Raw genomic sequence first — 25,750 nt, forward strand, 5'->3', positions numbered from 1 at the left:
ATTTAATATTGGCCAGAAAGCAGAAGACGTTGCACGACCCGAATTTCCGTCCCTCAATCCTACAATGGAGCATCCCGCGTGGAAAAGGTTCGGAAATTACTCACTTTTGATTGTGATTTCGAGGTGGTGTTCAATCTAGCATGACGTGAACATGTCAATCTGCACGCGCGAATGGCGAAATGGAATTTCTGTCCGGTCATCGTCACTTTTCGTGAGCAGGCTCTAACTATATTGGATGAATTATAATCGCGGCTGGATTGACTTATCATCGGCCATTCGTGCTTTTGTTTGCAATGTCAACAACTTATGAGTGTTGTTCGCATTTTGAAGTTGCGCCTTGCGACAAGTGCACAAACCTACCCCGTCGATGACGGGGCTTGGTGAAATATTTATCCCTGACGAATGATCTCAAGGCCGTGATGGCTGCTTTCAAGACGTCGTTGCCCCTTCTGCGCCTGACGTTTTGCAAGGGTTGATCTCTATTTGGAATGCGCGTCAATTTTAACGAGAGTGAATATGGCGGAACGCGGCGAGGATAGTAACGAGGTTCCTTCTACTTACGAGGGAGATACCGGTTCGATGTCCGGATCGCAGCGCGTTGGAGCTCCTGTTTCCGGTGATCTTGATCCCGGCGCAGTCCAAGGTGGAAATATCGGCACTCCCTCTTTGCCCTCAACGAGTGAGGAACCGGCAACGTCAAAAGAGGAACTGCAATCCCTCAATGAAGAGCTGACGGCCCTCAACAGCCAGCTCCACGAAGCACTGGAACGTCAGCGTGCAGTGTCCAACGATTTGCAAAACGTCTTGTATAGTACCGATGTCCCGACGCTTTTTCTGGATTCCAGTCTTCTTGTACGGTTTTTCACACCGGCCACCCGGTCGGTATGCAACATCATATCGTCCGATGTCGGCCGCCCCCTGTCGGACCTTGGCGGTTTTACCGGGGACAATACGCTTCAACTCGATGCGATGACGGCTCTGCGCGGTGGCGATACAATCGACAGGGAGATAGAAGGGCCTGACGGTCGCTGGTATGTCCGCCGGGTCAACCCTTATCGCGACGACAGCAATACCGTCGACGGGGTCGTCATCACCTTCATCGATGTAAGCGCCCAGAAACAGGTTGCCGAGAGCAGGGAAGCTGCAAAGAAATCCGCCGAGCGGGCGACCGAGGCCAAGTCGCAATTCCTGTCTGCGGCAAGCCACGATCTGCGTCAACCGCTGCAAACGTTGAAGCTTTTGCAGGGGCTTTTGGAGAGGAGCGTGGGCGAAGGGGAGGCGCGCACTTTCGTTCAGAGGATGGAGGAGACGCTGTCCTCGATGTTGGGAATACTCAACTCCATTCTCGACATCAACCAGATCGAAGCGGGGATGGTGGAACCTCAGATCGTGAGCTTTGCGATAGGCGATCTTCTGGGGCGGCTCTTCAAGGAATTTCACTATTCCGCTCGCGCTGCCGGGCTGCAACTCCATGTCGTGCCATCCAGCCTCGCCGTGCGCACCGATCCACGGCTGTTCGAGCAGATCGTTCGCAATCTTCTGTCCAATGCGGTGAAGTATACGACAAGCGGTAAAATTCTGGTCGGCTGCCGGCGGCGCGGTACGAAGGTTCGGTTCGAAGTGCGGGACACCGGCATGGGCATTCCAGAAAACCGTATCGATGATATCTTCCAGGAATACCGCCAACTCGATGCGCCGGTTGGAGCGCAAGACCGAGGTTTGGGGCTGGGATTGTCGATCGTCAAGCGGCTCAGCGAACTTCTCGGACTGAGGGTAGCAGTGCGGTCGCGATTGCACAAAGGGTCGGCATTCATGATCGAGATCGATCAGGCACCGGCAGGTGAACCGCTTGCGTCACTGCCGGCATCCGTGGGTGGTCACCTGCGTCAACCGGCCTCCCTGTCGTCTGCGTCGATTTTGATCATCGAAGATGAAAACGGCATGCGCGATCTTCTCAAAAAGGGTCTCGAGCAGACTGGATATGTGGTCGCTGCGACCTCAACGGCCGCCGAAGCGCTCGCGATTGTTGGCGGATTGCAGTTCAGGCCGGACGTCATTCTCGCAGACTACAATCTCCTTACCGGCGGGGATGGTATCGCGGCTATCGAGGATATCCGCCAGGCACTCCGCCGAAATGTTCCAGCCCTCATTCTCACGGGCGACATTTCAATCAAGTCCCTGAAGGCTTTTGCGCAGCACGACATACCGTATCTGCACAAGCCGGCAAAACTCAGGGACGTCGTGCAGGTGGTCGAGACCATGGTCGTTCGCCAAACCGTCGAGAGGGCGGAGCACACAAGCGAGCCCGAAGACATGGAGCCGACGACGGGCAGGCTCATCGAAGTCATCGACGACCAGCAAGACATCAGGGACAACTTGCGGGCTCTTTTCGAAAGCGAGGGTTGGACGGTCTCAACCTATGCTTCGGCCGAAGCCTATCTTGCAGATTACAAGCCCGACAGATCAGGTTGTCTGCTTGTCGATGCCTATCTGCCCGGCATGGTCGGCATGGAGTTGCTGCGTTTGCTGAAAGAAAGACAGCATCGGTTTCCGGTCATCGTGATCACCGGTCGCAGCGATGTGCGTATGGCAGTCGATGCGATGCGATACGGAGCGGCCGATTTCATCGAGAAACCGATTTCTTATCAGGAACTCTATCGGAGTGTGCAGTCTGCGCTCGATCGATCGCGTGATGTGAACGAGCGTGAAGAGCGGCATGAAACGGCTCGGGCGATATTGGCAAAGCTCACTCGCAAGCAACGGCAGATCCTTGACCGGATTGTTCAGGGGCAGGCCAACAAGAATATTGCAGCCGATTTGAAGCTCAGTCAGCGCACTGTCGAGAACCATCGCGCCTCGATCATGCGACGAACGAAATCTGCTTCGTTGCCGGCATTGTTGCGGCTTGTGCTGAATGCCGAAGAATAGGCCTTCATCATCGAAACTATCGCCGGGCGATTGCTTCGCGAATGCGGTGAAGCGCATCAGGTCGGCGGACGAGATAGCTTACCGGTGGTAGAAACGCTGAAGCGGGTCGTAGGCGGAAAGCCTGTGCGAGAAGGGCGCCCGCGCCGGGGCGACGCCGGACCAGATTGGAAAGCGCGCACCAATATGCGCGGTCGCTCAGGCTGGCGCGCCCGCGCCGGAGCAGGGTTTGGGCATTGTCCAGCAACGCCCCTTCTTTGCCGAAGAAGCTTTCGAGCGCGGCTTCGATTTCGCTGTTCCACGCGAGCACATTATCAAGGATGGCTGATTGGTTGGCGCCGTGGATGCGGGTGAAATTCTGCACGGCGTCAAGTTCGACGATGTCGCCGAGGACCGCGAGCCGCATCCACATCTCGACATCGTCGGTATGGCGCAGTGCGGGCCGGTAATGACCGGCATGTTGCTGAACGTGCGTTCTCGTCACCGCAAGTGGCCCTGGCACCGGGCTGCGTCCCGTCGCGCAAATGTTGGCGATGAAGTCGATGCCGCGATGAAGCTGCATGCCATTGGCATCGCTGCGAAGGCTTGATGTTATTTCGGCGTCGTCACGGAAGAAGGCGGTGCGGCCGAAGGCCATGTGCGCGCCGGGGTGATTGTCGAGCGCCTGTATTGCGCGTGCCAGAGCACCGGGCGACAGTAGATCGTCGGCGCAGATGATGGCGAAATAGTCCGCTCGAGCCCAATCGATGCCCTCGTTGAAAGACGCATGACCGCCGAGGTTTCTTGGGCGCAGGCTCGTTTCGATACGGGGATTGGCTGCGGCGAGAGATCGGGTGATCGCAACACTGTCGTCTGTGGAGGCATTGTCGATGATGAGGATACGCATGTCCGGGATGTTCTGGGCAAGGACGCTTTCGACGCATCCCTTAAGAAAGCGACCGTAATTGTAGTTGGGGATGACGATATCGACGCTGCTCATGGCTCGGCCGCTGCGGAAACGACGGTGTCGGAAATGGAAGCCTGTGCAGGAGGTTTGCCGCTCCTGCGCAGACGCCCGGCGAAAGCATCGAGCGTCGACCGTATCTCGCTGACGAGGGGGTGACGCAGAAGAAACAGGCAGGCGGCCCAGCCGGTCACCGACAGAAGGACGGCACCGCCAGCCTGGGCGAGGGAATAATCGAAGCGGAAGCCCATCCAGGCGGATATGGCGAGCGGCCCCGCAATCGCGGCAAGGGTCACGGCGGCACTCGGCCCGATGGCTGCGAAAAGTTCGGGTAGTTTGAAGTGCGCATGGCGTCTGACCAGATAGAAAGCGACGAGCATCTGGAAGGGCAGTGTCACGAACTGGCTGAGCGCTACGGCAGTCAGGCCGAAGAAGCTGGCAGAGCAGAGCACGATTGCCGAGACGCTGCGGCAGACGAAGTTGCCGAGGAAAGCTTCCCGGTTGGCGTTGAGCGCGATCAGCAGCGGCGTTGTCAGCACCATCGGAAACCAGAAGAGCGACGCAAGCGCGAGGATCCGGGTGATTGGTACGGCGGCAAGCCATTGGTCTCCAAGTGCAAGGCGCACGATGGGATCGGCCAGTATCGCGACCATGATCAGCGACGGCCAATACAGCACGGTGATGTAACTGAGGGCGCGCAGGTATGACCTGCGGACGTCTCCACCCTCGCGAACTTCGGCGGCGAGTGCCGGAAAGGCAAAGGAAAAGATTGCCGAGAGGAAAATGCGATCGGGAATGGAGCAGACGGTATTGGCGCGATTGTAGATCGCGACTGCTGTCGGTGTCATGGCAAAGCCGAGCACCAGCTGCGGCAGGGACTCATACAGTTTGTCGACGATGGTGGCAGCCCCCCTGTAACGGCCGAATTCGGCCATACGCCGCCACGACTTGAGGGAAAGCCGGGCTGCACGCTGGGCCGGATCGGCATAGGTGGCAAGAGCGCTGGCGACGCTGTTGCCAGCCAGAAGGCCGAGAGCGAAACTGACGAAGCCCCACCCATGTCTGGCGGCAACGATCGTCACAACAGCCATAACGACGAGGCCGATGGTTCGGACGCGCGCGATCGTGCCGAAGGCCAACTGGCGACGCAGCATGGAAAACGCCGGCATGCCCAGGCTTTCGGCGATGACGGCGGCAATTGCGAGGATAAGATAGTGCTGGAGGCCGGGCTGGTGGTAGAAAATCGCCAGATACGGTCCGCACAGATAAAGAACGATCCCGAGAACGCCGCTGACAAGGAGCAACAGTGTCAGCGACGTGTTGATGTCATCGCGTTCAACGACATCGAGCTGAATGAGGAAATCGGAAGAAACGAATTCGCGAAAGGCGAAGATCACCGATGTCACCCCGTAGCCGATAACGGCAAAGCCGACTTCCGCAGGCGAGAGCAGTCTCGATACCACCGCGATCAGAGCTAAATTGATCACAATTCCGAGGTGTTGTTCCAGCAAGGCCATGAAAAAGGCGCGGCGGACTTTGTGCATCGAAGGGCTCCGACAGCATCGCCGATTGTCGACGGTAGCGTCAAATCTAGAGTGGGGACTTCAACCTTGGAATCTGACCGTTGGGATGGAGGCCGGATCCGTTGGTGTAGGCTATTTGGACAATGTTCGTTGACGGACATGCGGCAGCGTGGGGTCTACTCCCATCGGGTGTTACAGAGCCTCGGTGTTACGTCGAAAGCATTAGGTAGCGGCACAGGCTGTGCCTAAGGCGTAACGCTCTGTGGTGTTGCGACGCCATCCGTTGAGAGAAATTCCCGGCCAAGCAGCGCCTCCTGCTCGGAGAGCTGGCGCTTGAAGCATTCATTGGCATGGGCAATCCGCAGCCTCACCGCCCCGTCTCCAGCGAGTATCTCCTTCACCAGTTCGATGACGTCCTCGACTTCGAACGTGTCGATGTGCCGGGCAAATTTCTCCTGATCGAAATCACTCATAAGGTCGTTGAACTTGCGGGCATAACCTATTGATATCGTCGGATTTCCGAGCTTCAGAGAGCAGACGAGGCCATGATATCGCGACACCACCGCAAGGTCGATTGCCGCCATCTGTTGCATGATATCGCGCAGCGTTGCGGCCGAGCTGATCTCGATCTGCGACATCTCATCCCTGGAGAGCATATCCGTCAGCAGAAACATCAGATCCGCACAGGCGACCTTATCCGTAACGTCGCCCATCAAAAGCGTGATGCGATGGCCTTCACCGATCAACCAGCTCACGAGCCGTGAGAGCTTGTGGATATAGGCTTTGTAAATCTGGGCGGCCTCGGGATCGTTGTGACGCCAGCCGCGATAGTCCATGACGCCGACGCCTATTCTCATGACGCCGTCGGCGGAGCTCTCCCGGTGTGGCACAGGAACAGGAAGATCAAAGGCGATATCGGGGTAACGATGGTCTCGCGACACATCAACACCGATCATTTTCATATAGTTGAGCGAAAAATCGTCCCGGTAGGATCGATAGGAGGCCATCTGTGCGGCGGAGCGCAGGAACCAGCGGCTGAGACGGCTTTTCATCGGACCGGCGCCGATGCTGACGAAAGCGATCCGCGTGTTACGAAGGCGTGCGACGAGACACCAGCAAAACACGACAAAAGGCCAGCCGAACCATTTTTCCTGAAAATCATCGAGGATGCCGGTCCCCGGTATGATCATCAGGTCGGCTTTGTCGAAATGAAACAGGGAACTGAGCAGTAGCTGCAAGCGTCGCGGCACCTTGCCGAGCATCTTGTCCAGTTGCCTCATCCACGCATTCGTCAGGGGAGGCCCCCCAACGCCCATCGAACGAATATTGAACTTCGCGCTGACGACGGTCGGACTTGCGCAGATACACAACAGATCGGCATCGGGCCTCATCCTGCGCAGATAGAGGAGCATGGCTTCCAGCGATCCGTCATTGCCCGAATTGCCAGAGCCAAATTGTCCAAGGAGAGTGATCCTCATTTATTTTCCAATCGCAGCACGCCGACACGCTCGATATGGCATTGATATCTGCTGGATCAGGACGACCCCACACCGACATTCGGGTTGGGCCTTACGCCAAACGAATAGTCTGACCGAAGCACACCTCTCAAAGGAAGATACAGCTAAGCCTAAGATGCAGCTGCCTGTCATTCCGTGGCTTTCTAGTATGGCGCGTTAGCCGCCGCTTGAACCATCCGCCGTCGATCCATTGCGGTATGGTTGTGGGGTGCAGGAGCGAGAGTGTCCCATGAAGCTTGCCTATTTTGTGCTTCCCCATATCGGCGGCACCTATTCCGTCTTCAAACATCTTCGCAAAGGCCTCACCGCCTATGGCATAGACGTTCGATGGCTCGGCGTGTGCAAGGAAACATACGGGCTGCCTGTCGATCTGCAGGGTGAGAAGGCATTCGGTCAACTGCTGCGCATGCCCGTCAATCTCAGCGAACGTGATTGCGCAGGGCAGATGGCGGCGGCGATCGAAGACGGCGGGTTCGACGGCGTGATCGTCAATGTCCTTGGCGATAAGTTGCAGACGAATATCGCGCGTTATCTCCCCGAAGGCATTCTGCGTATTCTCGTCGTCCATAATATCTCGCCTGGAACATACGCGGCCGCGCGTGCGGTCCGCGACTATGCCCATGTGACGATCGGCGTGTCGGAGCGGTGCCGTGCCGATCTGGTCGCGCGCAACGGTTTTTCGAAGGATCGCACCTACGCAATCCCGAATGCGGTGGACAGCGATGCGTTCCGCAGTCAGGCGGTTCGACGCCTCAACCGGGGGCCGGAACTCAAGGCTCTCTTCGTCGGGCGCATTGAAGACGCGTCGAAGGGCGTGATGTGGCTGCGGGAAATACTGGATGCGTTGCCCGAGGCGGTGCGCCTGACGATCGTCGGAGATGGGCCGGACATGGGCAAACTCCAGCGAAGATTGGCCGGCCACGGCGGTCGCGTCAGTTATGCAGGAGCCGTCCAGCTTTCCGACATACCCGTCATCATGGCCAGTCACGATGTTCTCATCATGCCGTCCCGCTTCGAGGGGCTTGGCATGACGATGATCGAGGCAATGGCCGGCGGCTGCGTCCCGGTCGTGTCGCATATCCGCGGGGTGACTGACACGATCGTCGAGACGGGCCGAAACGGCTTCCTGTTCCCCATCGGCAATTATACGGCGGCGGCCAACGCAATCGCACGCCTGCATGCCGATCGCGACCTTCTCGAGCGAATGTCGATTGCGGGAAAGGAAATGGTCCTGAACCGCTTCAGCATCGAGCGGATGGCCGCACGCTATAACGAAGTCATCACCGGGACACTGAACGACCGTCCAGGCCTGTCAACAGTGCTGAGGATGGAGGACTGGTCCATTCCCGCCGGGTTGAGGCCGGGCTTTAGAACCTATTTGCCATTGCCATTGAAAAACTGGCTCCGCGTCGTTCGTGAACGGCTCTGAAGCGATGATCGACGATCAGCGGCGACTTGGACATCTGTGCAGCGTCTTGCTTCTTTGGCTATGCATGTTTTCGACCTGTATGGCACAGGAGACCGCGTTTCCGCTGCGAACAGCGCAGGATGGTCGATATCTCGAGGACAGCAAGGGTCTGCCGTTCCTTGTTATCGGGGACAGTGCCTGGTCGCTGATTGGCGATACCTCCATCCCCGATGCGGAATTTTATCTGGAAACCCGAAAGCGGCAGGGCTTCAACACCGTGCTTGTATCGTTGATCGAGCATCAGTTCTCCCGCAAGGCGCCGGCAAACTTCTACGACGAAAAACCTTTTGTCGGCGCTCCATTCGATCGACCGAACGAGGCCTATTTCGACAGGGCGGAAGCGGTCATAAAGGCAGCCGCCAGTCGCAACCTGCTGGTGCTTCTCTGCCCGGCCTATATGGGTGCGCGCGGTGGGCCGGAAGGATGGTATCAGGACATGGTCGCGGCCGGGCCGGAAAAGCTTCGGGCCTATGGACGCTATGTCGGACAACGTTTTGCGAAGTACCCGAATATCGTCTGGGTGCAGGGCGGGGATTATGATCCGCCCGATCGTAACCTGGTCACGGCTGTTGCCATGGGGATCGCGGAAACCAATCCTTCTGCGTTGCAGACCTTCCATGGCAATCCCGACACCTTGACGAGCGATTTTTGGCGGGATGCTTCCTGGCTCGATATTGATTCAGTTTATACGTATCACAATGTCGCGACGGCGGTGCTGGATCGTTATCGATCTGGACCGAGACGGCCTTTTTTCCTGATTGAAAGCGCCTATGAAGGCGAAAACAATGTCAGGGAACGTCAGGTTCGTCTTATTGCCTATGGCGCCATGCTGTCGGGAGCGAGTGGTCAGCTCTACGGCAACAATCCGGTCTGGCATTTTTCCGCCGCCGGGCTTTATGACGCAAAGGACAGCTGGCAGGAGTCGCTCAACAGCCGTGGCGCTCAAAGCATCACCCATCTGGCAGCGCTTTTCAGTCAACTGGCGTGGTGGAAGCTCGTGCCGGATCAGGGAAGCCTGCTGAAAAGCGATGGGGGCGCATTCGCGGCGCGCGACAGGGATGGCGCGTTCGCCTTGATCTATCTCGACACGCCTTCCGTTGCCATCGATCTCGACAGTCTCGCAGCCGGCGAGAAAACCCTTCGCTGGTACGATCCGTCTAACGGACTTTACATCGAACCGATCGAGCGTCTTGGCCACAGCGGCGTTCGCAACGTCACCGTCCCTGCATCGGCGAATGCCTCTGGCTTTCAGGATTGGATCGCCGTTATCTCCGCTCGGAAATGATCGCCCCCAGATGTTGTTGGCTGCCGAGTCGTTCATTCGTTGTCACCGGCAGTCAAGGTCGTGGCCCTAGCTCTTTCGATGGTTGATCCGGTCTGGGAGTAGGCAGGGTAGATGTTAATGGCGACACCCTCTCCCTTTGGTGGATTCCACACGCCTTTTGCCCGCATACCCCTCAGGGCCGGTGTTTTTTAGGATCGTCATGAGGCGACTATCGTTGCAAGTGGGCCGCCAAGGTTCATAGCGTGGGGATCAGACATGTCGGGGATACTCTTCAACACCATCGCTACCTTCATCCTGTGCGTATCTCTCATTGTCCTTCTCAGGCGCCTGACCATTGCGTTTCAGCTTGTGGATCGCCCCGATTCAATCCGCAAACGCCACACCGGAGCCGTTCCGCTTTGCGGCGGCATTGCAATTTTTTCCGCCTTCGCCGTTGCCGCCTTTGTTGGCGGGTGGAGCGCGGCTCTCGGCATGAACTTCTGGCTCGGGCTGGCGGTCATCCTGCTGATGGGCGTCGTCGACGATCGCAGGCCGCTACCGGCAGCAGGCCGCCTTTTAATGCAACTGGCAATGGCGATTGCGCTGGTGGGCGGCGCCAATATCGGCTCCCTTTCTGTCGGCGTGCTTTTCACGCAGCATTCGGAATTGTTCCTGCCGCTTTTTTTCGTCATCGGTGTTCTCTTCGTCACCGGGCTGGTGAATTCGTGGAACATGCTGGATGGCGTGGACGGGCTTGCGGGTGGTACCGCCGGCGTCGCGTTGATCTGGCTGATGGTTGTGGCGATTTTCGCAGGCGTCGGCGACATCATCCCGCCGCTTCAGGCACTCTCCGTATGCCTCTGCGCTTTTCTGGTCTTCAATATGCGCGGCCCATGGCGTGCAAGGGCGAGCATATTTCTCGGTGATGCGGGCAGCACTGCGCTCGGCGCAACGATAGCCTACGTGATCATCCTGCTGGCAACCAGAAGCAGTGCGGTATCCTTTCCGGCTTTACTCTGGATCGTCATTCTGCCGATCACCGATACGCTCAGCCTGATTGTCCGTCGCATCCTGCACGGTCGCAGTCCAATGTCGGCCGATCGCTGGCACTTTCATCATCTGCTTCTCGACTACGGTCTCACGCCGGCAGCGGCAACTAACACGCTGATCGTCATTTCCTTCATTTGCGGAAGCATCGGTTTTGCCGGGATAAAAGCCGGCATCCCGGCGGAAATAATGGCCGCAGGCCTTCTCGTGCCGATTGCCCTCCACACCATATTCGTCCTTGCCGCGACAGGCTCTCTCTCGAAAATCCTGCTTCACAGGGGCAATATCGACGTCTACCGCGAGGTAGTGCGTCTGCCCGTCGTTGCCAACGCCGCGTCGGAGCCAAGAGCGATACAATCGCCGAATGAAGAGTAATCGCATCATGAAATCGCCGTGGCCCGGACCGCGAATTCCCGCAAAGGCCGTTTCGAAAGGGCGGCCCTGGCGTTCGCGCCTGTCGCGCAACATCAAAAACAACTGGCTGTCGAAACGGAGTTCGATTTGCCTCGGTGCTATCATCTTGAGTGCAATCGGCCTCTACGGACTGGCACTGGTTTCGGCAGGATCTCTCCTTGTTGTGGAGGATCCCCCGGCGCAGGCCGATGTCATCGTGGTTCTGGGCGGTAACGGGCCTCCTAGAGCGGCTCAGGCGGCAAAACTCTGGCATGAGGGACGGGCGCCTCTCGTTCTGGTTGTCGGCTACGGGGATTGCGACTTCATTCGAGACATGCTGGTGCAGTTGGGGGTCAATGTCGCAGCCATTTCAAAAGAATGTCTTTCGCTCAGCACCTGGGAAAACGCGACCTTCGCAGAGCCGATATTAACTGGAATGGCAGCAAGGCGCGCCATTCTGGTCACGAGCTGGTTTCATTCACGGCGTGCGGTAAAGCGCTTCCGGTTTGTGATGCCTCAAATCGAGTGGATTTCCCTTCCTGCGCACAGGACCGTGCCGCTGTGGCGGCTTGCCGTGGACGCCGATGGTGTTCAGGTTTTCAAGGAGTACGCCAAAACGCTCTTTTACGACCTCAGAAGCAGTTTCGTGCGGGATTTGCCTCCGGTTCAGGCAGGGATCGCTTCATGAACACGCTTCTGGTTTTCTGCCTTTTCGGTGGTGTTGTCCTGCTCATTTGTTGGGGAATGATGCGCCGGGAGCGAATTTACGAGTTCCCGTTTTTGACGGGCGTCATCACGTTCAGTTTCATCCTGCCGCAGGTTCCGGGCCTCGCGTCAGAAAGATTCCTGCCGGAAGGCGCGTTTGCCAGAGCCGCGCTGTTCATGATGCTGTGCCTTTTCATGTGCTGGTGGGGATGGAGCCGAACGACAAAACCCTTTGCATTCTTCCGGATCGATTTCGATGAAACACGTCTGCTGCTCGTCGCTGCCGTTCTCTCGGTCGCCGGGGCCTACTTCTATTTCAAGCTGAGCCGTTTGCCGGGGGAGTTGACCATTGCGGTGCAGATGACCGGTGTTCCGGTCATGTACATCTTCTTTTCGCGGCTGTTGAGTTATGGTCTGGCCATTGCAGTGCTCTGCCTTGCACGACGATTTTCCTGGCTGGCGCTGGTCGTCCTCGCGTTCGATCTCGTCTTTTATCTGGATCGCATCGTGATAACGGGAAAGCGCGCCGAAGCGGTGGAACTCATCATGATGTTCGCGCTGGCATGGTGGTTTTACAAGGGGTGGACGATCCCGCGCATTCTCGTCATCCTTGCGCTTTTCCTCGGCACACTGTCGATGAACAGCATGGGCGACTACCGCGCCATCACCAAGGCCAACGACGCGCCCGTCTGGGATGACATCAAGAAGATAGATTTCGTCGGTAATCTTGAAAAGGTGTTCCGGGATGGCGGCGACGAGATGCGCAATGCGATCATGCGGATCGACGACACCGCAAGCACGCTGCAATTCGACTACGGCAAGTTCCATTGGAACAGGCTGGTGTTCAACTTCGTGCCCGCGCAGCTGGTGGGCGTGGAGGTCAAGCAATCCTTCATGCTGCCTGTCCCGGTCCAATCGCGCGACTACAATCCCGTCCTCGGCACCACGGAGACCGGGATGGCGGATGCGTTCGGGTCCTTCTGGTATCTGGGTGCGTTCAAATTTTTCCTGCTCGCCTATCTGGTGCGCCGGATCTGGGTGACCGCGAACATGGGCGAGTTTGCGGCGCAATTCACCTATCTGTTGTCGATCGTACCTTCCATGCACGCCGTATCGCATCAGACCGACTGGGTTCTGATGGTCTGGGTGCATATGCTGATGTTTGCAGCGCCGGCGCTGGCATTTGCCGTCATACCCGCGCGCGAGCAGCAGCGTCGGTACGAAATACCATCTTTGACGTCTCAGGCCGGAGGGTAGGCGATGCGCTCACGATATGACGATCCCGGCTTTCAGCATGCGACGACGCCGCTGCCGCGTTTCGGCGGTCCGACCTTTGCCTTGCATTTCCGGTTGAAACGGCTGGGATGGATGATCGTCTGGCGGCTTCTCGCCAGCTGGACGCCGCCGCCGATGCGGCGCTGGCGCAATTTTCTCCTGCGCAGTTTCGGCGCGCGCCTGCATGCCACCGCGATGGTGCATTCCGGGGCGATAGTGTGGTGGCCGGGGCATCTCGTCATGGAGCGTCATACATCTCTCGGACCCGGCGTGATCTGCTACAACGTCGACATGATCACCATCCGTCAATATGCCTCGGTCTCGCAACGTGCTCATCTGTGCACCGGGTCGCATGACGTTCAGGACAGCGCTTTTCCCCTCGTGACGCGGCCGGTGGTGATCGAGGAGGACGCCTGGGTGGCTGCGGAAGCCTTCGTCGGTCCCGGTGTCGTCATCGGCAAAGGGGCAGTGCTCGGTGCACGCGCCGTTACCGCAAAGTCTCTGGAGCCGTGGACGATCTATGTCGGCAACCCGGCAAGGCCCGTCGGCTCGCGCCGTCAGGAAGCGGCAGCTTCCGGCGCGCTCAGCCGATAACCCTCCAGCGTGGCATGGGCGATGGCTGGCCAGGTGAATCTCTCCAGCACAAGCCGGCGGCCGTTTTCGCCCATCGTTCTCGATTTGGCCGGGTTGGCGAGAACGCTTGCCAGGGCCTTGGCAACCTCGGCCGCATCAACCGCGACGATAAGCCCGGCGTCAGCAGAACCAACTTCAGGAAAGTGGCACTGGTCGGTGATCACCACAGGCGTACCGCAGGCGAGTGCTTCGGTGATCGCCATGCTGAAACCCTCCTGCCGGCTTGGCAGGCAGAAGCAGTCGGCATCGACCATGGCTTCGAGCTTTGCTTCGCCGTAAATGGCCCCGACCATAAACACCCGGTCCCGGATGTTCAGTTTTTTGACCAGGTGCATAAAGTGGCCCTCTGCTCCACCGGGTGGACCTGCAACGACGAGATCGACGTCGACATAGGTTTCACAGATAGCCGCGAAGGCCGAGGCGAGAATGTCGATACCCTTTTTGATGTGCAGGCGGGACAGGAACAGAATGTAACGCCTGCCATGCGCCAGGGCGATTTTCTGCTTGAAATGTCCTCGGGCCGGCAGGGGATCGAATTCCTCGGCGAAAACCCCGTTTGGTATTATCAGATTGCGTGCCTGGAAATTCAGCGGCTCGACGGCCGCCATCTCATCGACGTTCAGCAGATGCAGGAAAGCAGCCTCGTTCAGCATCCTGCGATAACAGAGCATCAGGGCGATTTTCTTTTTCCACGATCGCTGCCCAAGGCTCCAGTGATCCAGCATGCCGGCCGGGCAAATGCAGTAGGGGACGCCTGCAGCGCGGGCCAGCTTGGACGCGTAGAGCAGAAATGGCTCCCATACGCCGTGAATATGCATGAAGGAGGCGTCTTTCAGCAAGGCTTTCAGCATGCGCCGACCCCTGAAGCAGAACAGCGTCTCCAGCCTCCCGGCCGGCGGCAGCAGATGCCAGTGGATATTTTCGAAATGCGGTATGCTGCGACCGATGTCCTTGACCTGTGCCTCGATGGCGGCGTCGCCATAGCTGACGATATTCACATCGAGGCCGAGCCCTGCCTGTGCAGCGGCGAGGCGCATGGCAACGGCCTGCAACCCGCCATGCTTGGGATCAATCGAAGCGATGACGTGGATAATCTTCATAGCTGGCTGTTCCCCCCGTACCGCGCGTTGTCCGTCTGGCAAAGGCCGGAGGAATCCGACAGATGCGGCCCGGACAGGGCGGCAAGAAGCCGCTCGCCATAAGCCTCCACGGTATGTTCGGCCGCGCGCAGCAGTGCATTGGCGGACATGCTCCGCCGCAGTTCGGGATTGTCGGCGAGCGCCCGCACCGCAGTCGCGATCGCTTGCGGATCGCAGACGGGAACGATGAAACCTTCTATGCCATCGCGAACCACGCTGCCGGTGTTTTCGGTCGTAATGACCGGCAGGCCCGCTGCCAGCGCTTCATAGACGGCAGTCGCAGACCCTTCGCAGAGCGACGGCAGCAGGAAGACATCCGCCCACAGAAACTCCTCGGCAATCTGCGAGCGCGGAACGATACCCCTCAGCTCGACCCATTGCGAAATCTCCTGCCTGACGTCATCGGGCAGGCGAACGCGGCCCGCCATCCGGAAACGGGCGGCACCGTCCATCAATCTGGCGGCTTCCACGACATAGGGCGATCCCTTGCGCAGCCCGACTTCACCCACGGTCAGAACCCTGATCGGCCCCGGCATGCGCGCTGGTCTGTCGATGGCAGCCGTGGCATTGACTCCATAGGGCACGACGACACACCGGTCTTCCGGCCCGCCGCAGGCGACGACGTGTCTGCGGACAAATTCCGACGGACAGACGATGACATCCGCCAGACGCCACTCGGCTTTCTCCCGATCGGCGAATAGACGCGCATGCGGATTATCCCGCACAGGCCCGGCCCATGCCGGAAACCGCGTCATTTCCTGATCCAAAAGCCTTTCGACGACATCGCGCGGCGCGATCATCTGCTCCACTGCGGTCCACAGGCCCTGCTGTTTTGCCGCCCGCATCTGTTCCAGTGCGTCGCCGCTGAAGGCGTATAGCCCGGCTGCGCCATGGAAGCCGCGCCGGGCAACCATTTCGGAAAAAACCGACCCGGCCCAGATCGCGTGGGAGGTTTCCTCGACAACGTCTTTCGTGCGCATGTGGCGCAGCACGGAACGGAGGCCAAAGCCGGAAAACACCGTCGTCAGCGCTGTCGGCACGCCTTTGGGCATCCGGCCGGCCAGCCGTTTGACAGGTGCGGGATAAAGGGTGGCTGGAAATGAATTGACGATCCGGGGCCAGCCCTTCGTGGCGCATATGTCAGTGTAAAAATGCGCAAGGCGGCCGGCGGATGCGAATATCCTCGGCACGGCATAATGCATGCGGGCGCCGAGCTGGCTGACGACGACTTTGTCTTTCATGGCGAGATACCTTGAGCGATAGGGGGCCTGGAAGGCTCGACAGTCTGTAGCCCGGCCATCAGCGCCGCCCAGGCATCCGCCGCCTTTTCTCGGGAATAATCGGTACAAAGCAGCCGCCTTGCCGCATCACCCATTGCTTTGCAGGCATCCGGGTCGTCGCAAAGCTCTTCGATGATGCCGGAAAGCTTATCGGTCTCGCCGATTTCGACGTTGCTGCCGCATCCCTTGGCTCTGAGAACGCGCGGCACCTCTCCATCCGCATCGCCGACAAAGATCGTCGGCCGCCCGGCCGCCAGGATGCCATAGAATTTGCTTGGAATGATGCAATGTTCCAGCTCCGGCAGCAGCGAAACCAGATGCACATCCGCAACGCTCAGGCTTTCAGCAAGGTTCTCAACGGGTTGCAGCGGCTTGAAGATGACGTTCTGCAGACCGAGATCCTGAACGGCACTCTTCACAGCCGCGTGCTGATGTCCGCCGCCAATGAGGAGGAACCGAATATCCGGCCGGTGCTCGAGACGTTTCGCCGCCGCCAGCATCGTGCCGAACTCATGCGCCCGCCCGAAGTTTCCCGAATAGCCAACGACAAACACATCCTGTAGTCCCCACGCCTTCCGCAGGCTGTTGTCTTGGCGCAAGACAGGATAGATTTCCTCCCCATCCGACCAGTGATGCAGGACACTGACGCGATCCTTTGCAAGGCCTCGCGCAAAGAGGAATTCTGCCATCTTGTCGGTAGGGCAGACAACCATGCCGGGCGACCGCAGAGACCAGTTGCGCGCCCGCGTCAGCCATGGCGCAAGCCACCGTGCCCGTTTCCTGAAAAATCCAAGCTCGATCGCCGTCTCGGGAAACAGATCCATGATCCAGTTCACCATGAGAGCGCCCTTGAGGCGGATCGCGATGCTGCTCGTAACGGAGAGGAGCGGAGGATCGGTGCAGACAATAACCGTATCCGTCACCCGAACGTTGCGCAGAAGCCAGGCGAATGCCAGCACCTGAAAAAGAAGATAATCAATGCTCCGGCGCATGAGGCTGTGCCGACCGAAGCGGCCGCTCGCGAGCCGTCGGATCTGTACACCCCGAACGGTCTCGGTTGCCGGCAACACGCTGCCGGGATGATTGTGTATTTCGCGACTTGCAACAACAGTCACATTCATTCCGCGCTGCGCCATCGAAATGGCCAGCGACGAGATCATCCGGCTTGTCGCCGACTGGTCGGGGAAACCATATCTGTTCAGGAAGATCATCCTCACGCTTTTTCTCCCGCCAAATGTCCGCCCCTGAAGAAGCATTCTTGGCGAGGTGAAAACAGGCGGCAAGCTGGTCGTAAGGACTAGGGAGGGCACGATACGGAGTGGCCACTGCTCCTAAGTTGGCGATGTACTATCCCTTTGGTAGCTGAAACGCAGATGACGCCCTTATGGGTTAGTAGATCTGTAAAATGCTCAGGAATATGGGAGCACTGATGTCCTCGTGCATGGTGATAGTTGCAGACTGGAAGGATTTGCCGAGCCGATCCTCGCCTATCGGTGTGAGTGGTTGCATAGTCCATAGATTTATCAAGCCTGAAACGATCCATTTCGCGGTCGACGGAAAAATCATCAGCCGCCGAAGCCTCGCCGTTTCATTCTCAGGATCACTCCACCCATGAAAACTTAGTTGATATGCTAAGTTTTCCTTGTGCCACCACGATGGACCGTGATAGTTAGCAACATGACTAAGCATCATCCGGAGTTATCACTGATCTTCCAGGCTCTTGCCGATCCGACGCGGCGGGCAATTCTGGCGCGGCTCGGCGGAGGCCCGGCACCGGTCATGGAGCTGTCCGCTCCCACGGGGCTGCGTCTGCCCACGGTTATGCGGCACCTTTCCGTGCTGGAGGAGGCGGGGCTGATCATCACCTCCAAGGATGGGCGAGTGCGCACCTGTGCGATCGTACCGGAAGCGCTGGAGCCGGTGCGCACGTGGCTCGATGAGCAGCGCGCCATGTGGGAGAGCCGGCTTGACCGGTTGGAGGCATTTGCAATGCAGGCCATGAAGGAGGATTCCGAATGACGACGAAACCGGGTCAGGAAGGCGCACGCGCTGAACCGCATCTGACACAAGACCGTTTCGCGACGTTGAGCTTCGAACGGGAAATTGCCGTTCCGCTATCGGCGCTCTGGCAGGTCTGGCTGTCACCCGCCGCCCGGGCGGTGTGGGCTTCTCCGACGCCGGCGGTCACCGTGGAATTCCTGGAGGCGGATAGCAGGCTGGGCGGTCGCGAAGTGTCGCTCTGCAAGGTCGCCGGCCAGCCGGATATTCGCTGTGAATGCGGCTGGCTGGAGTTGCAGCCGGCTCACCGCAGCGTGAATTACGAGGTGGTTTCCTCCGGCGGCGTAACCCAGTCGGCAGCGCTGGTCACTGCCGATTTTCAGGCTGCGGAAGAGCGTAGCCGCTTGACCGTAACGGTACAGCTTTCCTCGCTGGCAGAGGATATGCGGGATGGTTATCAACAGGGTTTCAGCGCCGGTCTCAACAATCTCGCCAGTGTGGCCGGGCGAACCATGGTTCTGGAGCGAGTGATAAAGGTGCCGCGAGACATCGTCTGGAAAGCCTGGATGAACGAGAAGACGCTGCCGCAATGGTGGGGTCCTGACGGGTTCTCCTGCCGCACGAAAAGAATTGACCTGCGAACCGGCGGCGAATGGGTCTTTGACATGATCGGCCCAGACGGCACAGTCTTCCCGAACCATCATCGTTATGTCGAGGTCCGGTCCGAAGAGAGGATCGCCTATACGCTGCTGTGGGGCGAAAACGGGCCGAAACATGCCGATGCCTGGGCTTCCTTCGAAGATCAGGATGGCGCGACGAAAGTTGTGCTGGGCATGGTGTTCAGCACGGAAGCCGAGTTCCAGCAAGCGAAGGGTTTCGGCGCCGTGGAGCTGGGTCAGCAAACGCTGGGCAAACTGGAGCGCTTCGCCAAGGCGCTATAGATGCGCCGGGCCGTCAGCTCCCTGTGCAGAGGTCTCGATACTGGCCTCTTGTCCAGAGCGGCAATTACTCTTCAAAGCCGCTCTGCGCGTGCGAGATCGTCTTGCAGGTTCCGCTGTCCTTCTCGCCAACCATGCGCTTGTCACGAATGACTGAACCCTTGGCGATGTCGATCTCCCATGCCACCGGGCCTTCATTCAGGCTCGCCTTACCACCGGCAAAGGTGCCTTTCTCCATTCTCTGGCTTCCAGAAGCCGGGACATAAACTCCAAATGTCCCGGCGGCTTCGTCGAGAGCGAAATTGAACACCTGTGGGGTTCCCTTCGAAGTTGCGAATTCACAGCTGAGATATGTCGGCGCGGCAAAGGCGGCAGAGCTCGAAAAAAGCAGGGCAGCAGCGGCAAATCCTGTTCCTGTAATGACGTTCAATTCCTGATCCTCATTCGCGTTATCCGCAGGTGACGCCTACGGTGTCCGTCCGAACAGACCATCATTGCGATTGTCGTCGGATCATGCATTTCTATCTGTGAGCCAACTCTGCGGAACTTGCGCCTCGTCGCCACGCCACTCAGCGGCGAGCGTGACACCCATGAGGCCACCCCAGACGTCAGGCCCTGCATGGTCTAGGACAATAGCCTGCAGTTGGCCCTCCGCGCCCACGATTTCATCAGCGATGGCGGTGAATACCGCTCTAACCGCGGCAATGTCCTGATCGCGTGATCGTCCGGGTCGTTGTTTGCGATCATCTTCGAATCCGGTGGGAAAGTAAACTTGGCTCGGCTGATCGTAGACAAGAAATCCAGGGACCGGATGATTGGGTAATCCTCTGAACTAGTGAAAATAACAAGTCAAGCAATAGCACGGTTTCGAAAGCAACAACCTGTTGATCTTGTCATTATGACGTTCCGAATTGGGTCCACCAAGACGCCGTAATGTCTTCCGCATGTGTGACTGGCCCCTCCGGTCATAAGTACTCACGACATGTCCTTCATTGCTCTCTGAGCTTGGCGTGAGCGATGTCTGCTTTCGGCCGATACTGTTGAAAAACTATTGGTGGTGAGCATCTCATCTGTCCTCGTAGAAATTCAGCGGCAGTGACACGAACCGCCCGCCGAGATATCGTAATGCCATTCCAGGAGGCTGATGTGTGTAACTCGGTTGTGGATGGCGAAACAATTTACGAGACGCCGCGCGAGTTGGCGACGCTTGTCGGAATGGATGGCCTCGTATGGCGAGACAAAAATCCTTTTGTAAATTGGTCTGTTGGCAAAGATTGGCACGACCTCGACCTATGCCTTTGCGGCGTCGATATCTCGGCCTCTCTGGGGCGCGTAGGACTTAAGTGTGAACGGATGACAGCGGACCCGATGGAGCTGAAGATCGTTCGGTGATGCCGGATTGCCAAGGAATTCGCATTGCTTATGCAGGAAAGCCCTGATTCAATCGTCGTATTGATTTGCGGAGGATTGAGCGATGATGGGATATCAGGCAGCTCCGGCGCAGCTCTTTTATGACTTCTGCATTGATGATCACGTCCCCGCCGAGCACCTTTTGCGCGGGATAGACCGTCATCTCGAACTCGATAGAGTTCGGAAGCAGTTGAAGCCTTTCTATAGCAGCACTGGCCGTCCCTCGGTCGATCCTGAACTGATGATGCAGATGCTGATTGTCGGTTACGCAATGGGGATTCGTTCGGAGCGGCGGCTGTGTGAAGAGGTCCATCTCAACCTCGCCTATCGCTGGTTCTGCCGCCTCGGACTGAACGGCAAGGTGCCTGATCACTCCAGCTTCTCGAAGAATCGCCATGGCCGGTTCCGGCAGAGCGATATCCTGCGACATATGTTTGAAACGGTAGTGGAGCGATGCCTCGCTGAGGATCTAATTTCCCCAAATTAAAGAATAGGCGACAAGGGTGGCAGGATTTGATAAAATACAAGTCAGCCGGTTGCGGTTTGACGCGCGGATAACAGGATCACCGGGCGTTCCTATACTGCCAGCCGGATCATGGCGCAGGAGGAGAAGTGCTATGACGGCATTCCATGTCATGGCCGGTGCACGCGGTGAATTTGCGCGCCCGGAGGTCCGTAAGATTGGTATCGCGGATATTGTCGATGCATTGCGGTTGGGACTTGCTGACTTCAAGGAGAAGCCGTCCCATTATGTCTTTCTCTGTCTGATGTATCCGATCGCGGGTGTCTTTCTGGTCATGTGGAGTTCCGGCGCCAATCTGTTGCCGCTGGTCTATCCCTTGATGTCCGGTTTTGCGCTGATCGGTCCGATCGCGGCCATCGGTCTTTATGAAATCAGTCGACGGCGCGAGCAGGGGCTGGATAGCTCATGGCGTCATGCGCTGGAGGTTCGTCACTCTCCGGCGTTGCCGTCGATCATCGCTGTCGGCCTTATGCTGTTTGCGCTTTTCATCGTCTGGCTGATTGTTGCGCAAAACCTCTATACCTCGACTTTCGACGCAACCGGTCCGATCTCGCTCTCGACGTTTCTGTCGGACGTCCTGACGACTCCGCAGGGTCTCTCCCTCATCATCTGGGGGAACCTGGCAGGTTTCGTTTTCGCCGTCATTGTGCTGGCGACGACGGTGGTGGCCTTCCCGCTGCTCCTGGATCGAGATGTCGGCGCGGTCGCGGCCGTGGATGCGAGCATACGCGCCACACTTGCCAATCCCGTACCGGTTGCACTTTGGGGACTAATTGTCGCGGCGCTGCTCGTCGTTGGCACCATCCCTGTCTTCGTCGGCCTCGCGGTCATCATGCCGGTCCTCGGACATGCGACCTGGCATCTCTATCGAAAACTGATCGTTCCCGTTTATCCAAGCCGTATGCCCTGAATTCACAAAGGAAATCTGCCTGTAGATCACTTCCCTGTCGTTGCGGCCTGCCTGGTGGCAGCCGTTCCGGCCGGGATGGCGATGGAGAGCGTGAGGATGCCATGTTGTATCGTTTTCTTCCGATCTGTCTGCTTTTCGTCATTACCATTCCGCTTGACGCGCGCGCCCAGGAAGGCGACCCGGCCGCAGGGGCCATCGTTTTCAAAAAATGCGCCATCTGCCATGTAGCCGAAACCGACCAGAACAAGGTCGGGCCATCGCTGAACGGTCTGTTTGGCAGGACGGCCGGCACGCATCCGAACTTCGCCTATTCCCCGGCAATGCAGGAGGCGGGCAAGGCCGGCCTGGTATGGAACGAGACGTCGCTTCGCGATTATCTGCCTGACCCCAAAGCGAAGGTGAAGGGCACGAAAATGGCTTTTGCCGGGCTGAAAGACGATACCGATATCACCAATCTCATCGCCTATCTGAAGCAATACTCCAAATAGCAAATTGGAGCGTGGAAATAGTCGTGGCCGGGTCTGGGAGGAGGCAATGGCTGTCGTCGTGGTTCTTGTTCTGCTGGTGGTGGGATCGATCGCGTTCCATCTGCTCAGCCCGTGGTGGTGGACGCCGATCGCTTCGAACTGGAGCTACATCGACAATACGATCACCATCACCTTCTGGATCACCGGTTTTGTGTTCGCAGCCGTCGTGTTGTTCATAGCCTATTGCGTTCTCCGCTTCCGGCACCGGGCCGGAAATCAGGCGGCGTATCAGCCCGAAAACAAGCGGCTGGAATGGTGGCTGGCGGGGGGAACCGGCATCGGGGTGGCCGCAATGCTGCTGCCGGGCCTCTTCGTCTGGAAACAGTTCGTCACGGTCCCTGATGGCGCCGCCGAGGTCGAAGTCTTTGCCCAGCAATGGCAATGGAGTTTCCGGCTGCCCGGAGCGGACGGACGGCTGGGGCGGGTAAACACGCGCGATGTCGCAGGCGACAATCCGCTCGGCCTCAACAGGCAGGATCCCGCCGGAATGGACGATGTCATCGTTGAAGGCGGCGAGTTGCATTTGCCCGCCGGCAGGCCGGTCAAGATGCTGCTGCGTTCGATCGACGTCGCGCATGATTTCTACGTGCCGGAATTCCGGGCCAAGATGGACATGATCCCCGGTACGGTCACCTATTACTGGTTTACGCCGACACGGACGGGAACCTTCGAGGTTCTCTGCGCGGAACTGTGCGGCGTCGGCCATCCGCAGATGCGCGGCACCGTCGTCGTCGATAACGAGACCGATTATCAGGCCTGGCTGCAACAGCAGCCGACCTTCGCAAAATCGGTGGCATCGGCGGAGTGATCGGCAGTGAGGTCAGCGTCACCGGACGAAACAGGGAGGATGCAGCATGGTCGAGATTGGATCCGGCGCGGGAGAGGTCATCCAACCCGCTGAAGTCGAGGATGTGGAGCTTTATCATCCGAAAAGCTGGTGGACGAAATATGTCTTCAGCCAGGATGCCAAGATCATCGCCATTCAGTATTTCCTGACCGCCGTATCGATCGGCATGGTCGCGCTGGTGCTGTCCTGGCTGATGCGCCTGCAACTCGGTTTTCCCGGTTACTTCTCCTTCATCGACGCCGAGCATTATTATCAGTTCATCACCATGCACGGCATGATCATGGTGATCTACCTGCTCACCGCGCTGTTTCTCGGCGGTTTCGGCAATTATCTCATCCCCCTGATGCTCGGCGCCCGCGATATGGTGTTCCCCTATGCGAACATGTTGAGCTACTGGCTCTATTTCTGCGCCGTCCTGGTGCTGGTCGCCGGCTTCTTTGCGCCGGGCGGGCCGACGGGTGCCGGCTGGACGCTCTATCCGCCGCAGGCTCTGCTGTCGGGAACGCCGGGCGGGCGCGACTGGGGCATCATCCTGATGCTGTCTTCGCTGATCCTTTTCATCATCGGCTTCACGCTCGGCGGGCTGAATTATGTCGTCACCGTACTGCAGGGGCGCACGCGCGGCATGACGCTGATGCGCATGCCCCTGACGATATGGGGCATATTCACCGCAACCGTCATGGCGCTGCTCGCCTTTCCGGCGCTCTTCGTTGCCGCCGTCATGATGTTGTTCGACCGGCTGCTCGGCACGAGTTTCTTCATGCCCGCCATCGTCGAGATGGGCGAACAGTCAAAGCAGGGGGGCGGCAGTCCCATCCTGTTCCAGCATCTGTTCTGGTTCTTCGGCCATCCGGAAGTCTATATCGTCGCACTTCCCGCCTTCGGCATCGTCTCGGATCTGATCAGCACCCATGCCCGCAAGAACATCTTCGGTTACCGGATGATGGTCTGGGCGATCGTCATCATCGCGGCGCTCAGCTTCGTCGTCTGGGCGCATCATATGTATGTCAGCGGCATGAACCCGAATTTCGGGTTCTTTTTCGCCACCACGACGCTGATCATCGCCGTGCCGACGGCGATCAAGGTCTATAATTGGGTGCTGACGCTCTGGCGCGGCGATATCCATCTGAATTTGCCGATGCTGTTTGCGCTCGCCTTCATCGTGACATTCCTCAATGGCGGATTGACGGGTCTCTTCCTCGGCAATGTCGTCGTTGATGTGCCGCTTTCCGATACGATGTTCGTCGTCGCTCATTTCCATATGGTCATGGGGGTCGCACCCATCATGGTGGTCTTCGGCGCGATCCACCATTGGTATCCGAAAGTCACCGGTCGCATGCTCAATGCGGCGATGGGGCATATCCACTTCTGGATTACCTTTCTCGGCGCCTATGCCATCTTTTTCCCGATGCATTATCTCGGCCTGATGGGCGTGCCGCGCCGTTATTACGAACTGGGCGAAACCGCATTCATTCCACCATCGGCACATACGCTGAACATGTTCATCACCGTCGCGGCGCTGATCGTCGGTGCGGCGCAGCTGCTGTTCCTGTTCAATCTCGCCTGGAGCCTTCGCTGGGGCAAACCGGCGGGCGGTAATCCGTGGCGGGCAACGACACTGGAATGGCAGACGCCGCAAACGCCGCCGGTTCACGGAAACTGGGGCAGGGAGCTGCCGGTCGTCTATCGCTGGCCCTATGATTACAGCGTGCCCGGAGCGGCGCAGGATTTCCTGCCGCAAAACCAGCCGGCTGTGGCCGGGCCGTCCGAGAGGGCGTTGTCATGAGCGCCATTCTCATTTTCATGGCCGGTATCGCCGGCATCATCGGCTGGTGGATGGCAAGCCAGCGGCTCACCTCGAAGCCCTGGCTGGAACAGGGTCTGGCAGGCGATGCGCCGGGGATGCGGGGCTCATCGGAAACAATCGCAAAACTCGGGCTCGGGATTTTTCTTGCCGTCGTCGGCGCATTGTTCACATTGCTCATCAGCGCCTATCTCGGCCGCATGGGCGGCGCGGACTGGTGGGGTATTCCCATGCCGCGGCTGTTATGGGTGAACACTGCGGCCCTTGCCGCCAGCAGCGTCGCGCTGCAATGGGCGAAAACAGAAGCCCAGAGGGACCGCCGCGACATGCTGAACACGGCGCTTGCGGCGGCTTTCGTCATGGCTGTCCTCTTCGTTGCCGGGCAGGTTCTGGCGTGGCGGCAGCTGGCGTCTGCGGGTTATGTGCTGGCGGATAACCCCTCGAACAGCTTTTTCTACATGATATCAGGATTGCATGGCCTGCATATATTGGGCGGGCTTCTCGTGCTTGGACGCACCACAATCCGCGCCCGGATCGGCCCTGTAGCGAGAATTCGTCTGAGCGTGGGTCTCTGCGCCATCTATTGGCACTTCATGTTTATCGTCTGGCTCGTCCTTTTTGCGCTGTTTGCCGGCTGGGCGAACAGTTTCGTCGATCTCTGCCGTCAACTGGTCAGCTGAG

Annotated in this window: 21 protein-coding genes and 2 pseudogenes; 15 read left to right on the forward strand and 8 right to left on the reverse strand. The window is 58.4% G+C overall.

Annotated features, from left to right (window positions below):
* Window positions 1-516 precede the first annotated feature (516 nt).
* Window positions 517-2,928, forward strand: a complete 2,412-nt coding sequence (locus JZX89_RS22830; RefSeq protein ID WP_207135384.1) for a response regulator — start codon at window positions 517-519, stop codon at window positions 2,926-2,928.
* A gap of 16 nt (window positions 2,929-2,944) precedes the next feature.
* On the opposite strand, the gene JZX89_RS22835 is transcribed toward JZX89_RS22830, so the two are convergent.
* From JZX89_RS22835 to JZX89_RS22845, 3 genes are all read right to left on the reverse strand, one after another.
* Window positions 2,945-3,904: a glycosyltransferase family A protein gene (locus JZX89_RS22835; RefSeq protein WP_207135385.1), complete on the reverse strand. Its 960-nt coding sequence runs from the start codon at window positions 3,902-3,904 to the stop codon at window positions 2,945-2,947.
* Window positions 3,901-5,412 (reverse strand): oligosaccharide flippase family protein, encoded by a 1,512-nt coding sequence (locus tag JZX89_RS22840; protein ID WP_207135386.1) that lies wholly within the window; start codon window positions 5,410-5,412, stop codon window positions 3,901-3,903. Before JZX89_RS22840 ends, JZX89_RS22835 begins: the two co-directional genes overlap by 4 nt.
* Window positions 5,413-5,636: 224 nt before the next feature.
* A complete protein-coding gene (locus JZX89_RS22845; RefSeq protein WP_207135387.1) occupies window positions 5,637-6,869 on the reverse strand; it encodes a polysaccharide pyruvyl transferase family protein in 1,233 nt (410 codons plus the stop codon).
* Window positions 6,870-7,137: 268 nt separating this feature from the next.
* Here JZX89_RS22845 and JZX89_RS22850 point away from each other — a divergent pair, with 268 nt between their 5' ends.
* The 6 genes from JZX89_RS22850 (at window position 7,138) to JZX89_RS22875 (ending at window position 13,654) form a co-directional block, all read left to right on the forward strand.
* Complete coding sequence (locus tag JZX89_RS22850) at window positions 7,138-8,337, forward strand: glycosyltransferase family 4 protein (protein ID WP_207135388.1); 1,200 nt, start codon at window positions 7,138-7,140, stop codon at window positions 8,335-8,337.
* Window positions 8,338-8,416: 79 nt separating this feature from the next.
* Window positions 8,417-9,661 carry a glycoside hydrolase family 140 protein gene (locus JZX89_RS22855; protein WP_246746781.1) on the forward strand — a complete coding sequence of 415 codons (1,245 nt, stop codon included), beginning with the start codon at window positions 8,417-8,419 and terminating at the stop codon, window positions 9,659-9,661.
* 255 nt (window positions 9,662-9,916) lie between these two features.
* Window positions 9,917-11,062: an MraY family glycosyltransferase gene (locus tag JZX89_RS22860; RefSeq protein ID WP_207135389.1), complete on the forward strand. Its 1,146-nt coding sequence runs from the start codon at window positions 9,917-9,919 to the stop codon at window positions 11,060-11,062.
* Between the two features lie 7 nt (window positions 11,063-11,069).
* Entirely contained in the window at window positions 11,070-11,768 is a 699-nt protein-coding gene (locus tag JZX89_RS22865; RefSeq protein ID WP_207135390.1) for a YdcF family protein, read from the forward strand.
* A complete protein-coding gene (locus JZX89_RS22870; RefSeq protein WP_207135391.1) occupies window positions 11,765-13,042 on the forward strand; it encodes a hypothetical protein in 1,278 nt (425 codons plus the stop codon). The genes JZX89_RS22865 and JZX89_RS22870 overlap by 4 nt, the downstream gene beginning before the upstream one ends.
* Before the next feature lie 3 nt (window positions 13,043-13,045).
* The gene (locus JZX89_RS22875) at window positions 13,046-13,654 is read left to right on the forward strand and encodes an LbetaH domain-containing protein (RefSeq protein ID WP_207135392.1); all 609 of its coding nucleotides are present in this window, start codon (window positions 13,046-13,048) and stop codon (window positions 13,652-13,654) included.
* Here the strand turns inward: JZX89_RS22875 and JZX89_RS22880 are convergent.
* From JZX89_RS22880 to JZX89_RS22890, 3 genes are read right to left on the reverse strand one after another with little or no spacing between them, the layout of a single operon-like run.
* A complete protein-coding gene (locus tag JZX89_RS22880; RefSeq protein ID WP_207135393.1) occupies window positions 13,618-14,793 on the reverse strand; it encodes a glycosyltransferase in 1,176 nt (391 codons plus the stop codon). The two genes, JZX89_RS22875 and JZX89_RS22880, sit on opposite strands and share 37 nt — an antisense overlap.
* Entirely contained in the window at window positions 14,790-16,073 is a 1,284-nt protein-coding gene (locus tag JZX89_RS22885; protein WP_207135394.1) for a glycosyltransferase family 4 protein, read from the reverse strand. The genes JZX89_RS22880 and JZX89_RS22885 overlap by 4 nt, the downstream gene beginning before the upstream one ends.
* Window positions 16,070-17,323 carry a glycosyltransferase family 4 protein gene (locus tag JZX89_RS22890; protein WP_207135421.1) on the reverse strand — a complete coding sequence of 418 codons (1,254 nt, stop codon included), beginning with the start codon at window positions 17,321-17,323 and terminating at the stop codon, window positions 16,070-16,072. The genes JZX89_RS22885 and JZX89_RS22890 overlap by 4 nt, the downstream gene beginning before the upstream one ends.
* A gap of 466 nt (window positions 17,324-17,789) precedes the next feature.
* Between JZX89_RS22890 and JZX89_RS22895 the strand changes: the two genes are divergently transcribed.
* Entirely contained in the window at window positions 17,790-18,131 is a 342-nt protein-coding gene (locus JZX89_RS22895; protein ID WP_188356145.1) for an ArsR/SmtB family transcription factor, read from the forward strand.
* A complete protein-coding gene (locus JZX89_RS22900) occupies window positions 18,128-19,051 on the forward strand; it encodes an SRPBCC family protein (RefSeq protein WP_207135395.1) in 924 nt (307 codons plus the stop codon). The genes JZX89_RS22895 and JZX89_RS22900 overlap by 4 nt, the downstream gene beginning before the upstream one ends.
* Window positions 19,052-19,115: 64 nt before the next feature.
* Here the strand turns inward: JZX89_RS22900 and JZX89_RS22905 are convergent, their stop codons facing one another.
* Both JZX89_RS22905 and JZX89_RS22910 read right to left on the reverse strand, forming a co-directional pair.
* Window positions 19,116-19,286: a hypothetical protein gene (locus JZX89_RS22905; RefSeq protein WP_188356144.1), complete on the reverse strand. Its 171-nt coding sequence runs from the start codon at window positions 19,284-19,286 to the stop codon at window positions 19,116-19,118.
* A 273-nt stretch (window positions 19,287-19,559) separates the two neighbouring features.
* Window positions 19,560-19,856: pseudogene (locus JZX89_RS22910) on the reverse strand (DUF3732 domain-containing protein); the annotation flags it as partial.
* A 666-nt stretch (window positions 19,857-20,522) separates the two neighbouring features.
* Between JZX89_RS22910 and JZX89_RS22915 the strand changes: the two are divergent.
* From JZX89_RS22915 to JZX89_RS22940, 6 genes and pseudogenes are all read left to right on the forward strand, one after another.
* Window positions 20,523-20,933, forward strand: a pseudogene (locus JZX89_RS22915) (transposase); the annotation flags it as partial.
* 142 nt (window positions 20,934-21,075) lie between these two features.
* Window positions 21,076-21,891 (forward strand): DUF2189 domain-containing protein, encoded by an 816-nt coding sequence (locus tag JZX89_RS22920; protein WP_207135396.1) that lies wholly within the window; start codon window positions 21,076-21,078, stop codon window positions 21,889-21,891.
* Window positions 21,892-21,992: 101 nt separating this feature from the next.
* Window positions 21,993-22,379 (forward strand): c-type cytochrome, encoded by a 387-nt coding sequence (locus tag JZX89_RS22925; protein ID WP_207135397.1) that lies wholly within the window; start codon window positions 21,993-21,995, stop codon window positions 22,377-22,379.
* Between the two features lie 46 nt (window positions 22,380-22,425).
* Window positions 22,426-23,226 carry a cytochrome c oxidase subunit II gene (locus tag JZX89_RS22930; RefSeq protein WP_207135398.1) on the forward strand — a complete coding sequence of 267 codons (801 nt, stop codon included), beginning with the start codon at window positions 22,426-22,428 and terminating at the stop codon, window positions 23,224-23,226.
* 46 nt (window positions 23,227-23,272) lie between these two features.
* Complete coding sequence (locus tag JZX89_RS22935) at window positions 23,273-25,051, forward strand: cytochrome c oxidase subunit I (RefSeq protein WP_207135399.1); 1,779 nt, start codon at window positions 23,273-23,275, stop codon at window positions 25,049-25,051.
* A complete protein-coding gene (locus JZX89_RS22940; protein ID WP_207135400.1) occupies window positions 25,048-25,749 on the forward strand; it encodes a cytochrome c oxidase subunit 3 in 702 nt (233 codons plus the stop codon). The genes JZX89_RS22935 and JZX89_RS22940 overlap by 4 nt, the downstream gene beginning before the upstream one ends.
* Window position 25,750 lies beyond the last annotated feature (1 nt).

It is taken from the genome of Agrobacterium burrii, from assembly GCF_017313405.1.
In the GTDB taxonomy this organism is placed as follows: Bacteria; Pseudomonadota; Alphaproteobacteria; order Rhizobiales; family Rhizobiaceae; genus Agrobacterium; species Agrobacterium burrii.